Raw genomic sequence first — 15,165 nt, 5'->3', positions numbered from 1 at the left:
TATGTCACAACAACATGTTGTTACTGATTTTGAATCAAATTTAAGAGTGGATAAAATACTAGTTAATGTTAATCCTACGCGATCACGCTCGCAAATTCAGTTATGGATCGCGGAAAATTACGTAACAGTTAATGGTAGCAAAGTAAAAGCTAATTATAAATGTCAGTCGGGTGATATTATTAAATGGTCTATTCCAGAAGTAAAGCCACTTGATGTGATTGCAGAAGATATTCCTTTAGCAATTGTTTATGAGGACAGTGATTTAATTGTAGTAAATAAATCTAAAGGAATGGTTGTCCATCCTTCAGCGGGCCATCAGTCTGGTACACTTGTTAATGCACTTCTTCATCACTGCGATGATTTATCAGGTATCAATGGAGTTGAGCGTCCAGGGATCGTTCATCGAATTGACAAAGATACAAGTGGGCTCCTTGTCGTGGCTAAAAATGATCAGTCTCATACGAGTTTAGCCGAACAATTGGCAAATAAAGAAGTTGAGCGGAAATACGAAGCAATTGTCCATGGGGTCATTGAGCATGAAGAAGGAATGATTGATGCCCCAATTGGAAGGGATCCGAAAGATCGGCAAAAAATGGGAATTGTCGATAACGGAAAACCTGCTATCACCCATTTTCAAGTATTGCAGCGCTTTCCAAAGTATACACATGTGGAATGTCAATTGGAGACTGGAAGAACACATCAAATTAGAGTCCATATGAAATACATTAATCATCCACTAGTTGGTGATCCAAAATATGGTTTACGTAAAACTTTAAAAACAAATGGTCAAGTATTGCATGCTAGAACGCTTGGACTTACACATCCAACGACTGCTGAATGGATGCGTTTTGAAGTTGACCCACCAACTTACTTTCAAGAATTACTTGGAACTTTAGATAAAATGTATTGACAGTTATCATAGTTTCTGTAATAATAAAGAAAATAATTAATAAAGATCCTTTAATTTAGTCCAGTGAGGCTTATCAAGGAAGCGAAACGATTTATGTAGAAATACGTATATCCGACCCCTTTTTTCCTCATAGAGAAAAGGGGTTTTTTGTAGAGGTGGTAAGGATGAAGAAAAAAACTGAAGTACTTGATCAACCGGCGATAAATAGAGCCCTCACCCGGATTGCGCATGAAATACTTGAGAAAAACAAGGGTGGCGAAGAATTAGTATTAGTTGGAATTAAAACGAGAGGAGCCCCACTTGCTAAACGTTTACAGGAACGGATTAAAATGATAGAAGGGTTGACACTCCCTATTGGTGTTCTTGATATTACCTTATACCGAGATGATTTAAAAAGAGTAACCGAATCAGCGGAACCTGAATTAAAAGACACGAACATTCCCGTTGATTTAACGGGTAAGAAAGTCATTTTAGTAGACGATGTTCTCTATACCGGGAGAACAGTGCGAGCTGCTATGGATGCCACCATGGATTTAGGAAGACCGGCACAAGTTCAGTTAGCAGTCTTAGTTGATCGCGGGCATCGTGAACTACCAATCAGAGCAGATTATGTAGGTAAAAACATTCCAACTTCCGAAAAAGAAATCGTTGTTGTTCATTTAGAAGAAACTGATCAATCAGACCAAGTAGCCATTTATGAAAACTAAATATAAAACCTTTAAATGAATCCAGAGAGATTTGTAAGGTTGCTATTAGAATACGTGTATACATAGGACACGTATACCTCTTTGCAACCTTTTGCAAAGAGGTTTTTTATTGTGAAAACTCGAATATCAAGGAGGTTCATGATGAAACATTTTTTTTCACTCAATCCTTTAACTGAGATTCAATTGCTTACGTTATTAGAAGAAGCTAAGAATTATAAAAGTGCTTACCCTCAGATTTTAGACCAAATGTTTTGTGCGAACTTATTTTTCGAACCTAGTACACGAACAAAGATGAGTTTTATTTTAGCACAGAAAAAATTAGGAATAGAGACATTAGATTTTAATGAATCCATATCAAGTACTAAAAAAGGTGAAAGCTTATATGATACGGCAAAAACATTCGAGTCGATTGGTGCTGATCTATTAATCATCCGACATCCATCAGATAAATGGATTGAAGAATTAAGTGACCTTTCAATTCCAATTATTAATGCAGGCGCAGGAAAAGCAGAACATCCAACCCAATGCTTATTGGATTTACTAACTATTTATGAGGAGTTTGGTTCCTTTAAAAACTTAAAAGTAACGATTGCTGGTGACATTAAACATAGCCGTGTTGCACATTCGAATGTAAAAGCTTTACAAAAATTAGGAGCCGACGTCTATTTCAGTGCTCCTCCCGGACTCGAAGATGATTCATTAAATATCCCCAACCTTACTATGGATCAGGCTGCTCAAATCAGTGATGTCATGATGATGTTAAGAGTACAACACGAACGTCACAACGATATAGTTGACACCAATAACGGTTATTTGGATAACTACGGATTAACAAAATCACGTGAAAAAATAATGAAGGATCAAGCGATTATTCTCCATCCAGCTCCGGTCAATCGTGGTGTTGAAATAGATTCTAGTCTTGTAGAATGCGAACGTTCACGAATATTTAAGCAAATGGAAAATGGCGTCTATGTCAGGATGGCAATTATAATAAAACTTTTAAAAGAATGGGGTATAACAACAGATGAAAACACTATTGAAAAACGTAACAAAATACTCAAGTATAAACAAGCTAGTAGTATGTGATGTCTTAATAGATGATAAGAAGATCATTAAAATCGGCACCGATATTACAGACGAAGTAGAAAAAATCATTGATTGTGGAGAAAAGTTGCTTGCACCAGGTTTTATAGATGTACATATTCATTTAAGAGAACCAGGCGGAGAAGCAAAAGAGACGATTGAAACGGGAACAAAAGCGGCTGCACGGGGAGGATTTACAACAGTCTGTGCTATGCCAAATACTAATCCAGTACCTGATTCTGTTGAAAAGATGGAAGAGCTTCATCAACGAATACAGAAAGATGCCTTGGTTAGAGTTCTACCTTATGCAGCCATTACGAAAAATTTACAAGGTGACACACTTGTCAATATACAAGAACTATCTAATGCAAATATATTTGCTTTTACAGACGATGGTGTCGGTATTCAAACAGCAGATGTAATGTATCGTGCGATGCAGCAAGCTGCAAGTCAAAATAAACCTGTCGTGGCTCATTGCGAGGATAATTCCCTTGTCTATGGAGGTGTAGTACACCAAGGCGAAGTAAGTAGAAGATTAGATCTCCCGGGGATTCCCTCTTTAAGTGAATCCGTACAAATAGCACGTGACGTTTTATTGGCTGAAGCAACTGGTTGTCATTATCATGTTTGTCATGTCAGTACAAAAGAGTCAGTTCGCGTGATAAGAGAAGCAAAGAAAGCAGGTATTCACGTTACTGCCGAAGTAACCCCACACCATTTAGTCCTAAATGAAGAAGATATTCATGCTGATGATGCCAAATTTAAAATGAATCCACCATTAAGAAATAAGAAGGATCAAGAGGCACTTATCGAAGGATTACTTGATGGCACGATTGATTTTATAGCAACAGATCATGCACCACATACAGCAGAGGAAAAAGAAAAAGGATGTCTAGATGCTCCGTTCGGGATTGTCGGTCTAGAAACAGCATTCCCTTTATTATATAAAGCACTTGTGACGACAAGTCGGGTGGCATTAAAACAGTTAATAGACTGGTTAACTATCAAACCGGCAAAAACATTCAATCTCCCCTTTGGAAAAATAAAAGAAGGAGGTATTGCAGACCTTACATTAATAGACTTAGCAAAAGAGGAAAAAATCGATAAACATCAATTTTATTCAAAAGGTAAAAATACACCTTTTCATAATTGGGAAGTACGTGGAATTCCGGTTATGACTATATTTGAAGGTAAAGTAGTTTATGAGGAGGGAGAAAATGAATAGACGTCGACTTGTTTTGGAAGATGGAACTGTATTTGAAGGAATTGGATTTGGGGATGAATGTGATACACACGGCGAGCTAATTTTTAATACAGGAATGACAGGTTATCAAGAAATTTTATCAGACCCTTCATATTACGGTCAGTTAGTGGTAATGACGACCCCAGAGGTAGGTAACTATGGTATAAATCGAGATGACTTTGAAGCCGTGTCACCAGCTGTAAAGGGATTAATCGTTAGGGAGTTCTGTAACCTACCAAATAACTTTCGAAGCGTGGAAGATTTAAATACATTTTTAAAAGCTCATCATATACCTGGTATAGCAAATATAGATACAAGAATGCTGGCAAAACATATACGTAAATCAGGAACATTAAGAGGGAGCATAATTGATATAGAAACTTCTATTAAAGCGACGATTCAAAAATTAAAGAATCAGTCAAAGCAAACGAATGATGTTGAAAAGGTTTCTACTAAGCAGGCGTACGTTATACCGGGTCGTGGATTAAGAATTACCGTTATCGACTTAGGAATGAAACATGGTATTCTAAGAGAATTGACAGAACGGCATTGTCAAGTGACGGTAGTTCCACATGATTATAACGCTGAACAAATATCACGGCTTAATCCAAGTGGAGTATTGATTACTAATGGACCAGGCAACCCTAAAGATCTTTTTGCATCTATCAAAACGATTCAGGATATATCAGATCATATTCCATTATTAGGAATAGGCTTAGGGCATCAAGTCATGGCATTAGCATTTGGCGCTGATACAGAGAAAATGTTATTCGGGCATCATGGAAGTAACCATCCAGTTAAAGACTTAGATAGAAATAAAGCATTCGTTACAACACAAAATCATAATTATACGGTTAAGGAAGAATCACTACAAAATACTGACTTAGAAGTAACACATAGAGCATTAAACGATGGTACTGTGGAAGGCATTATTCACCGTCACTATCCCTCTTTTTCAGTTCAATTCCAACCAGAAGGCGGACCTGGCCCGGAAGATGCTTATTATATATTTGATCAATTTTTAGATTTCATTCAACATTACGAGGAAACAAACAAGGAGGATTTATATGCCAAAAAATACTAATATCCAAAAAATACTTGTCATTGGCTCAGGACCCATCATCATTGGGCAGGCTGCTGAATTTGATTACTCCGGAACCCAAGCTTGTCAATCGCTGCGTGAAGAAGGATATACGGTTATTTTGGCGAATTCAAATCCTGCAACCATTATGACTGACCATACAGTTGCTGACAAAGTCTATATGGAACCATTAACAGTAGATTTTTTGACGAAAATTATTCGTAAAGAGCAGCCAGATGCACTCCTTCCTACACTTGGTGGGCAAACTGGTTTAAATTTAGCAGTCGAGTTGGAAAAGGTAGGTATTCTTGGGGACTATAATGTCACACTACTAGGCACCTCATTAGATGCTATAGAGCAAGCGGAGGATCGAGAAAGATTCCGTTCATTGATGCAAGAATTAAATGAGCCTGTTCCAGAAAGTAGCATAGTGACAACTATTGAAGGAGCCTTGGATTTTGCAGACAAGATAGGCTACCCACTTATTGTACGCCCGGCCTATACATTGGGTGGAACAGGCGGAGGCATGTGTTATAACGAGCAAGAATTAAGAGAAATTACGCGAGCTGGCTTATCCCTTTCACCGGTACATCAATGCTTAATAGAACGAAATATAGCTGGGTTTAAAGAATTAGAGTATGAGGTTCTAAGAGATAAGAATGACCAAGCCATTGTAGTTTGTAATATGGAAAATATAGATCCGGTGGGAATTCATACTGGAGATTCGATAGTCGTTGCTCCTTCACAAACATTAAGTGACCGAGAATATCAATTACTTAGAAATGCGTCACTAAAGATTATTCGTGCACTAGAAATTGAAGGTGGGTGCAATGTTCAGTTAGCACTTGATCCAGATAGCTTTGATTATTATATTATTGAAGTTAATCCACGTGTTAGCCGTTCATCCGCTCTTGCTTCTAAAGCAACTGGGTATCCAATTGCTAAAGTGGCGGCCAAAATAGCGGTTGGTTTAACATTGGATGAAATTATAAATCCTGTAACAAAAACTTCTGCAATGTATGAACCAGCTCTTGACTATGTTGTAACAAAGTTTCCGCGCTTTCCCTTTGATAAATTCACATCTGGAAATCGCAAACTAGGTACGCAAATGAAAGCAACAGGTGAGATCATGGCGCTTGGTCGCTCACTATCAGAATCTTTACTCAAAGGCGTCCGGTCACTTGATATCGGAACTGAAGAACTAAGGCTAAGTCATATCGAAGAACTTTCTGATACAACTATTATTGAAAGATTGCAGCGAGCTGACGACGAAAGAATTTTTGTATTGGCAGAAGCTTTTAGACGAGGTATGTCAGTTGAAAACATCCACAAATGGACAAAAATTAATTATTTTTTCCTTGATAAAATAAAACAAATTATAACTTTGGAAAAACAAATCTTGGAAGAGGGATTCTCATATAAACTTTGCACAAAAGCCAAAGTTATGGGCTTTTCAGATAGTCATATAGCACGTTTAGTAAATAAAACGACTGATGAAGTTTTTCATTATCGACAAGAAGAAAATATTATTCCCGTATATAAAATGGTTGATACATGTGCAGCAGAATTCGAATCGACAACCCCCTATTTCTATAGTACTTATGAAAAAGAAAATGATGTTATCATATCTAATCGAAAAAAAATACTTGTGCTAGGTTCTGGGCCGATTCGCATCGGTCAAGGCATCGAATTCGATTATGCAACCGTTCATTCGGTATTGGCTATTAGAGAGATGGGATATGAAGCCATCATAATGAACAATAATCCTGAAACATTTTCAACCGACTTCACCATTTCTGATAAGCTTTATTTTGAACCTCTTACGTTAGAAGACGTAATGAACGTGATTGAACTTGAACAACCAGAAGGGGTTATTGTTCAATTTGGTGGACAGACTGCAATTAATTTAGCATCTGGATTAGAAAGACGTGGGGTGAAAATATTAGGAACAAGTATAGAAGCGACAGACCGGGCAGAGGATCGTGATAAATTTGAAAAACTATTAGACGATTTAAATTTATTACGGCCCAAAGGGAAAACAGTTCTCAAGTTGGAAGAAGCATTTGATGTTGCGGCTGAATTAGGTTATCCGGTCTTAGTACGACCTTCTTATGTAATAGGTGGAAGTAGAATGGAAATTGTTTATAACGAGGACGAACTTGACGCTTATTTAACTAAATCTCTTAATTTTCAGACCAAGCATCCGATTTTAATAGATAAATATTTAACAGGAATAGAAATAGAGGTAGATGCTATTAGTGATGGCGATACCACAATCGTACCGGGAATCATGGAGCATATTGAGCGAGCGGGAGTCCATTCTGGGGATTCGATTGCTGTTTATCCACCCCAACAAGTGACAGATAAGATAAAACATACATGTATGGAAGCCACAAAGCTTATAGCTGAAGAACTTGAAATTAAAGGACTTATTAATATCCAATTTATCGTAAAAGATGGGCAAGTATATATTTTAGAAGTTAATCCAAGAGCGAGTCGCACCATACCATTTTTAAGCAAGGTGACAGGCATTACCATGGCGAACCTAGCTACAAAATGTATTTTAGGTACGAAACTGTCCAATTTAGGTTATCAGACTGGTATTCTACCTGAAGATGACCAGGTTGCAATCAAAGTTCCTGTATTTTCTTTTGAAAAACTCAGAAGTGTTGATACCACTCTCGGACCAGAAATGAAATCGACTGGGGAAGCAATTGGCTATGATCGAACATTAGAAAAAGCACTTTATAAAGGGTTGATAGCTTCAGGACTCACCATTCCTACAGAAGGATCTGTGCTTTTAACCATCGCGGATAAGGATAAATTAGAAGCGCGTCATATAGCTAAATGGTTCCATGAATTGGGCTTTAAGTTATACGCTACAAAGGGAACCGCAACAAGTATAAGGGAGATAGATTTACCTGTAACAGAAGTCGCGAAAATCGGCTCCGACCAAGAAAATGTACTATCAATTATTGAAAGTGGAACGGTTCAGTTTGTAATTAATACATTAACATCTGGCAAACAGCCAAGATCTGAAGGATTTATGATTCGACGGTTATCAGTTGAACATGGGATTGCTTGCTTAACTAGTCTTGATACAGCAAACGCTATTCTAAGTGTAATTGACGCAAATACATTCAGCGCTAAACCTATGGAGAATAAAGAGGTCGTTTACGTATGATTAAACAAGAAAAACTGCTTATTACAAGTAGTAACCTTATTGCTAAAGACACTGTGGAATTAATTTTAAAAAATAACCATATAAGTCAAAATGCTAAGCCAGGTCAATTTATTCATATACAACTGGACGGTTTTACGTTAAGACGACCTATATCGATTGCTGACGTGGATCAAGAACACGGAAAAATAACTATTTTATTTAAAACTTTTGGTAACGGTACAAAGAAACTTGCAACTTATCAGACAGGTCAAACTATTAATGCTCTTGGACCACTTGGAAATGGCTTTGTTTACAGTGATGTAAAAGATAAAAAAGCGTTGTTAATTGGTGGGGGAATCGGTGTACCTCCTTTATATCACCTAGGTAAGAGGCTGGTAGAGTCTAATATTGAAGTTATTTCAATCTTAGGCTATCAAACGGCAGAAAGTGTATTTTATGAAGCGGAATTCAAGTCCCTTGGTGACACGTATGTCGTAACAGATGACGGAACATACGGGTACCAAGGCAAAGTAACAGACGTAATCCCTGAAGTTGATCAATTTGATATTTACTATACGTGTGGGCCAACTCCCATGCTCAGAGCCGTCCAAGAAAAGCTGGAAAATGTAAATGGTTATGTGTCACTTGAAGAACGCATGGGGTGTGGCGTAGGTGCTTGTTTTGCTTGTGTTGTTGCGACAAAAGATGATACAGGTTACAAAAAAATATGTCAAGACGGACCTGTTTTTAATGCTAAGGAGGTCAGATTATAATGGATTTATCTGTAAAATTGCCAGGGCTTTCTTTGAAAAATCCAGTAATGCCTGCCTCTGGATGTTTTGGATTCGGACGGGAGTATAGCCGTTTTTATGATTTAAGCAAGCTAGGTGCTGTGATTATGAAAGCTGCAACACAGAGTGAACGATTTGGAAATCCAACACCGCGCGTAGCGGAGACCTCATCAGGGATGCTAAATGCCATTGGTTTACAAAATCCAGGTGTAAATAAAATTATTGAGTCTGAGATCCCCTTTCTAGCCGATTATGATACTTGTATTATTGCAAATGTTGCAGGGAGTTCAGTAGAAGAATATAAAATTGTAGCTCAAGCATTTAATCATACTGATAAGGTTGATGCGCTCGAATTAAATATTTCTTGTCCAAATGTTAAAGAGGGGGGGATTCAATTTGGAACAGATCCAAATATGGCTGCCCACATTACAGAAGTGGTCAAAAAAGCTAGCAATCTTCCCGTTTACGTGAAATTATCACCTAATGTAACGGATATTGTTTCTATGGCTAAAGCCGTTGAATCAGCAGGTGCTGATGGATTATCTATGATTAACACGCTAACTGGAATGCAAATACATCTTCCGAGTCGAAAGCCATTAATTGCTAATAAAACAGGAGGACTCTCAGGTCCTGCAATAAAACCTATTGCCATTCGAATGATTTATGAAGTGAGACAGCAAGTATCTATCCCGATTATTGGCATGGGCGGAATCACTAACACTGAAGATGTTTTAGAATTTTTGTTGGCTGGTGCTAGTGCTGTAGCTGTTGGGACTGCAAATTTTCAAAACCCTTTGGTTTGTCCTGAGATTATCACTGAATTGCCACAAACCTTAGAAGAATACGGTTTTAACTCTGTAAATGACGTTATTGGAAAGGGGGCTGTCGTGTTATGAATCCGTCAGTATATTTAGCTCTTGATTTTCCCACTTGGTCAGAGGCAGAAGAATTTTTAAAGACAAATGAATTGCAAGGTGTCCCGGTTAAAGTGGGAATGGAACTCTTTTATCGAGAAGGACCAGCTGTTGTGGAAAAACTTAGAGAGAATAATCATCCTGTATTCTTAGACTTGAAACTTCATGATATTCCAACTACAGTTCAACGAGCCATGCAAAATTTAGCTTACCTTGACGTTGATTTAGTCAATATTCATGCACTTGGTGGTGGTGAAATGATTGAGTTCGCTAAAGAAGGTTTGCTAGCAGGAAATAGTTCTGGAAATACAAAGTTAATTGCTGTCACCGTTCTAACATCAATGGATCAAGGAATTTTGAACAATCAACTTAAATTACCTGGCGATTTGAATGAAAATGTCGTACATTTTGCTAGCCTATCTAAAAAACATGGAGCAGATGGTGTTGTTTGTTCTGTACATGAATCACAAGAAATAAAAAAAGAGTGCGGTGGAGACTTCTTAACAGTCACCCCAGGGATACGTTTAACGAACACGGACCAAAATGACCAAAAGCGAATTGCTACACCGAAAGTAGCACGTCAACAAGGTGTTGACTATCTTGTCATCGGTCGAAGTATCACAAAAGCCGAAAAACCTTATGAGGCTTATCAAGAAGCAATCAAGGAGTGGGAAATATGAGCTTAAGTGTTGAAATTACAAAAAATCTATTGGCAATTAAAGCTGTGCAAATTAATCCACATCACTATTTCACTTGGACATCTGGTATTAAATCACCTATTTATTGTGATAACCGACTGACCATGTCGTATCCAAGAGTCCGGCAAAAAATTACTAAGGCGTTTATACATATGATTCATCAACTTGACGAGAAACCAGATGTTATCGCAGGATGTGCAACAGCGGGGATTCCACATGCTGCCTGGCTCGCTGATGAGTTAAATCTGCCTTTGGTATATGTTCGTTCAAGTGCAAAAGGTCACGGAAAAAGAAATCAAATAGAAGGCCAAGTTGAGAAAGGACAAAAAGTTCTTGTCATCGAAGATCTTATTTCAACAGGAGGCTCTTCGATACAGGCAGCAAGCGCCTTGAAGTCGGAAGGACTTGAAGTTATAAGTGTTTTTGCCATTTTCACTTACGGGCTTAGTAAGGCATCGGAGCAATTTGCCAAACAAGAAATACCTTTTAAAACAATAACAAGCTTCGATAATCTAATAGAAACATTAATTAATAATGGAGAGATTAAACAAAAAGACAAAGAAGAATTACTCATGTGGCGGGATTCTTTTAAATAAAAAGGGAGGCTGGGACAAAACTAAGTATAAGTAATTAAAAGACGAACAATTTTAAGCGAGCGTTATTCGCTTCGGAAAAATACTTCGATTTCCGCAGGCGCTGATGAGCCTCCTCGAGCTACGCTCTGCGGGGTCTCATCTAAGCTTTTCATCCTGCTGGACAAGGAATACTTCGACAGCGATTCATCGCGGTTTTTTCAAGGAGTCTACGTATTTTTCCTACGCTGATTTTAAAAGTGTATATTAAAAAAATATACTTTAATACGTTCGCTTTTACATTAACTAAAATACTTATGTCCCAACCTCTTTTTAAACCTAAAATTCATGTAATTCATTCAACTTTCGCAGAATCAAAATTAACAAATTACCTTCGAGTTCATGCGGTAAGGTAAGATACATTGCACCTTGATTTTTTTGACAAACTTACACTAAGAAAACTGGATTATCAAGTATACAGAACTTTTCTTACTGCGCATTTGATATAAACTGCGCAGTAATATATTTTGTGTATAAGCAGCTAATTTATAATGGGTTAACGGGTAACCATAGTTCAATATTTTAGAAACGGCTTCATTTAAATAAATTGTCAAGAAGATGAATAGACGAACTATAAGCTTAATCCGATTTTTAAGCTTATTTTATTGATGTAAAAGTTGAGTCATGTAATATAAAAACGCCTAGTATATAATGAGTGTATTATGTTTTAGTTTAGACAGGGGCGATAATAATTTTATGAAGATAGCGGATTATGAACTTTTATTAAAATTATATGATATTGGAACAATCAGAGGAACAGCTAAAGCAATTTTAATATCACAGCCAGCCGTGACACAACGTCTTAAATATATTGAAGCTTATTATAACGAAGAAATATTTATAAGGACCCCAAAACGACTTGTCTTAACACCTAGTGGGGAAAAGATACTGAACCACGCTAGAAAGATGGTGGACCAGGAAGAAGCCTTTAAGAATATGCTTTCTGAGACAAGCCAACAAGTACGGGGGACGTTATCGATCGCTTGTTCCTCGTTGATTAGTCAAAGATTTCTTCCATCAATACTCGGTAAATATACAGCTCGATTTCCTAAGGTAACAATTGATTTGGTGACGGGTATTAGTGAAGATATAAAAAGAAATTACTTGGATTACCATGTAAGTATTATTCGAGGCGATAAACTAAAGGAAAATACTTGTGTTAAATTATTTTCCGATCCTTTATATATATTTGACACAGAACGTTTTAGTAGTAGTGGTGAATTGAAAAAACGCCCACTCATTTCGTTTAAAAGTGATGATAGCATGCATGCGCTAGTTGATGATTGGTTATATCATCATAATGATGAAATTAAACCATTAAAAACAATTAGGGTGGATCAAATAGAAACGTGTAAACAGTTTATGATGCAAGGAATTGGCATGGCTGTCTTACCAGAAAGTGTTTCAGATTCCATGAAAAGAGAATATGCTTATAGACCGCTTAAATTAAATGGGAAGCCGTTGACCCGTGATACATGGGTGTGCTATCAAAAAGGGATTTTGAAATTACCTCAGGTCCATGAATTTGTGAACATGTTAACGTCAGAATCATTTTTACCCTAAACATAAAATTATGAATTGAAATTAAAAATATGTTTAAAGGGTTCTCTTTTAAGGAATAGTTTTTTGAGGAGGGTTATGTATGAGCGACGTCATTTTCACATCGACTGCTACAGCAAAAAATGGACGCGAAGGACATGTCAAATCAAAAGATGGATTAATTGACCTCAATTTAGTTAATCCCGCTACAAATAAGAAAGATAAGGGTTCAAATCCTGAACAGCTATTTGCTGCTGCCTACTCAGCTTGCTTTGATGCAGCTTTTAATCTGATGGCATCAAAAAAAGGTAAGCAGATTGAATCAGAAACGACTGCTAAAGTGAATTTTTGTAAAGATAATGATGATGGCGGTAATAAATTGGCTGTTGATATGTATATTAAAGTTCAAGGTGTTAGCCCCGAAGAAGCTGAGGAATTGGCTGAAAGTGCTCATCAAGTATGTCCTTATTCTAAAGCTACGCGTGGAAATATAGAAGTTGAACTTCATCCGGAAGCGATAGACACTTAAAGACAAGAGCTTGATTGTCGTAATTGAATCATGAACAAAGCATAAAATCCGAACAATACTTTGAGTCGTCCAAATGGAGGTTCCAAATTTGTTCGGATTATTTATTAGTTTTTTATTTTGTTTTTAATTGTTTAACTATAGATTCACTAGGAGTGACAAATAATGTTTTTTGATTATCATAAGTGACAAAGCCAGGTTTCGCCCCATTCGGTTTTCGTACATGTCGGATATTTGTGTAATCCACTGGTACTGATGAAGAATCTTTCGCCTTGCTAAAATAAGCTGCCAGTTTCGCCGCATCGATTAATGTTTTCTCACTTGGGTTCTTAGATCGAATGACCACATGTGAGCCAGGTATGTCTTTTGTATGAAGCCAGATGTCGTCACGATGAGCTATTTTCATTGTAAGATATTCATTTTGACGATTATTTTTCCCAACCAAAATAATTTCTCCACCAGCTGATTGGTACATCTCTGGTTTAGGTTTAATAGTCTTCTTTTTATTTTGTTTACGACGTCTTTTTAAGTAACCTTCATCACGCAATTCATCACGGATTTCCTCGACGTCTTCCACCCTGGCACTATCAATTTGTTGTAATAGTTGCTCAAAATAAGCTATCTCTGCTTTTGTTTTAATCATCTCTTTTTCTATTACTTTTTTTGATGTGCTTAATTTCCGGTAACGTTTAAAAAAGTTCTGAGCGTTTTCATTGGGCGTTTTATTCGGATCAAGGGGAATGGTTAATTCCTTTTGTTCGGGATCGTAATAATCAACGACTGTAATAGTTTTATCACCTTTAGAAGCGAGATGCATATGAGCTGTTAATAACTCACCGTATTTTTGGTATTTAGTAGCATTCTTGGCTTTCTGCAGTGTTTGGTTATGTTTTTTCATTTTACGTTCATTTTTATCAAGTTCATTTTTAATAAATCTTGACAGGTCTCTTGCTTGTTGATTAACACGATCACGTTCTGCTTTTCCCGAATAAAATGAATCGAGCATGTTACTTATTGATGAAAAATCAGTTTTACATTGATTAAAGGCCGTTATAGGCAATACGTGAAAATCTTCTTTCGGAGTCTGATAAATGGCTGGTTCATATTTTTGTTTCGTTATCTTTTCTTGAAATGTTTGAAATACGTTTCGAAAATTGTCCGAAGAGCCAAGCCCTGCTTGGAATACTAATTCTTTAGCTATAAATGGTGAGACACCTGTGAGCTGTCCGACTATTTGACGCTCCATTTTTCCCCCATTAAAATCAAGTCTTTTAATAAATGATTCATCATCTATCTCAAGAGGATTTAATTTATCTTGCTGTGGCGGTAATTTATATTTAGAACCTGGCATGATGGTTCGGTAGCGGTTTTGTGACATTGGAATATGTTTCATGGTGTCAATAATATTATTTGTCTCGGGATCAATTAACATGGTGTGACTATGGCGTCCCATAATTTCTACAACTAGTGTCTTATAAGAAATATCACCAATTTCATTTCTAGCTCTAAATTTAAATAAAATAATTCTTTCCATACTTATTTGTTCAATGCTTTCAAGGATGGCACCAGATAAGTGCTTACGTAGTACCATGCAGAACATGGGTGGTTCTTTAGGGTTTTGATAAGTATCTTCTGTTAAATGTATACGTGCATACATTGGATGAATGGATAACAGTAAAACATGGTTTTCTCGGTTATTGCGAATAGTTAACACCAATTCAGTATTTGTAGGTTGGTGTATTTTATTTAATTTACCCTTAATAAGTTGTTCTTGTAATTCTTCTGTAATTGCCTTAGTTACTATCCCATCGAATGGCATACAACATCACCTCGTCTCGTAATTATAGCATTATTTAGGACAAGGCTGCATAGATATCG

The 15,165-nt window shown here is 36.9% G+C and carries 13 protein-coding genes; 12 read left to right on the top strand and 1 reads right to left on the bottom strand.

The features are described 5' to 3' along the window. Position 1 precedes the first annotated feature (1 nt). The 12 genes from KQI49_RS12900 (at position 2) to KQI49_RS12845 (ending at position 13,290) form a co-directional block, all read left to right on the top strand. Positions 2 to 910, top strand: coding sequence for an RluA family pseudouridine synthase (locus tag KQI49_RS12900; RefSeq protein ID WP_216489557.1), 909 nt, complete (start codon positions 2 to 4; stop codon positions 908 to 910). Between the two features lie 164 nt (positions 911 to 1,074). Continuing rightward, positions 1,075 to 1,617: a bifunctional pyr operon transcriptional regulator/uracil phosphoribosyltransferase PyrR gene (pyrR, locus tag KQI49_RS12895; RefSeq protein WP_216489555.1), complete on the top strand. Its 543-nt coding sequence runs from the start codon at positions 1,075 to 1,077 to the stop codon at positions 1,615 to 1,617. Between the two features lie 141 nt (positions 1,618 to 1,758). Then, on the top strand, positions 1,759 to 2,703 hold the full coding sequence (locus KQI49_RS12890; protein WP_216489554.1) for an aspartate carbamoyltransferase catalytic subunit: 945 nt from the start codon (positions 1,759 to 1,761) through the stop codon (positions 2,701 to 2,703). After that, on the top strand, positions 2,642 to 3,925 hold the full coding sequence (locus KQI49_RS12885; protein ID WP_216489552.1) for a dihydroorotase: 1,284 nt from the start codon (positions 2,642 to 2,644) through the stop codon (positions 3,923 to 3,925). The genes KQI49_RS12890 and KQI49_RS12885 overlap by 62 nt, the downstream gene beginning before the upstream one ends. Further along, positions 3,918 to 5,027 (top strand): carbamoyl phosphate synthase small subunit, encoded by a 1,110-nt coding sequence (locus KQI49_RS12880; protein WP_216489550.1) that lies wholly within the window; start codon positions 3,918 to 3,920, stop codon positions 5,025 to 5,027. Before KQI49_RS12885 ends, KQI49_RS12880 begins: the two co-directional genes overlap by 8 nt. After that, complete coding sequence (gene carB / locus KQI49_RS12875) at positions 5,011 to 8,208, top strand: carbamoyl-phosphate synthase large subunit (RefSeq protein ID WP_216489548.1); 3,198 nt, start codon at positions 5,011 to 5,013, stop codon at positions 8,206 to 8,208. Before KQI49_RS12880 ends, carB begins: the two co-directional genes overlap by 17 nt. After that, on the top strand, positions 8,205 to 8,960 hold the full coding sequence (locus KQI49_RS12870; RefSeq protein WP_216489546.1) for a dihydroorotate dehydrogenase electron transfer subunit: 756 nt from the start codon (positions 8,205 to 8,207) through the stop codon (positions 8,958 to 8,960). The genes carB and KQI49_RS12870 overlap by 4 nt, the downstream gene beginning before the upstream one ends. After that, positions 8,960 to 9,874 (top strand): dihydroorotate dehydrogenase, encoded by a 915-nt coding sequence (locus tag KQI49_RS12865; RefSeq protein WP_216489545.1) that lies wholly within the window; start codon positions 8,960 to 8,962, stop codon positions 9,872 to 9,874. Before KQI49_RS12870 ends, KQI49_RS12865 begins: the two co-directional genes overlap by 1 nt. Next, positions 9,871 to 10,572, top strand: a complete 702-nt coding sequence (gene pyrF, locus KQI49_RS12860) for an orotidine-5'-phosphate decarboxylase (RefSeq protein ID WP_216489544.1) — start codon at positions 9,871 to 9,873, stop codon at positions 10,570 to 10,572. The genes KQI49_RS12865 and pyrF overlap by 4 nt, the downstream gene beginning before the upstream one ends. After that, positions 10,569 to 11,186, top strand: a complete 618-nt coding sequence (gene pyrE / locus KQI49_RS12855) for an orotate phosphoribosyltransferase (RefSeq protein WP_216489542.1) — start codon at positions 10,569 to 10,571, stop codon at positions 11,184 to 11,186. Before pyrF ends, pyrE begins: the two co-directional genes overlap by 4 nt. Before the next feature lie 732 nt (positions 11,187 to 11,918). Next, the gene (locus KQI49_RS12850; RefSeq protein WP_216489541.1) at positions 11,919 to 12,785 is read left to right on the top strand and encodes a LysR family transcriptional regulator; all 867 of its coding nucleotides are present in this window, start codon (positions 11,919 to 11,921) and stop codon (positions 12,783 to 12,785) included. A gap of 79 nt (positions 12,786 to 12,864) precedes the next feature. Continuing rightward, on the top strand, positions 12,865 to 13,290 hold the full coding sequence (locus KQI49_RS12845; RefSeq protein WP_216489539.1) for an Ohr family peroxiredoxin: 426 nt from the start codon (positions 12,865 to 12,867) through the stop codon (positions 13,288 to 13,290). Positions 13,291 to 13,402: 112 nt separating this feature from the next. Here the strand turns inward: KQI49_RS12845 and KQI49_RS12840 are convergent, their stop codons facing one another. Further along, positions 13,403 to 15,106, bottom strand: a complete 1,704-nt coding sequence (locus tag KQI49_RS12840; RefSeq protein ID WP_216489537.1) for an Rqc2 family fibronectin-binding protein — start codon at positions 15,104 to 15,106, stop codon at positions 13,403 to 13,405. Between the last annotated feature and the right edge of the window lie 59 nt (positions 15,107 to 15,165).

Origin of the sequence: Virgibacillus sp. MSJ-26, from assembly GCF_018918075.1 — a bacterium.
In the GTDB taxonomy this organism is placed as follows: Bacteria; Bacillota; Bacilli; order Bacillales; family Amphibacillaceae; genus MSJ-26.
Note: the sequence above shows the minus strand (reverse complement) of the source record. Positions and strands in the feature narration are given on the sequence as shown.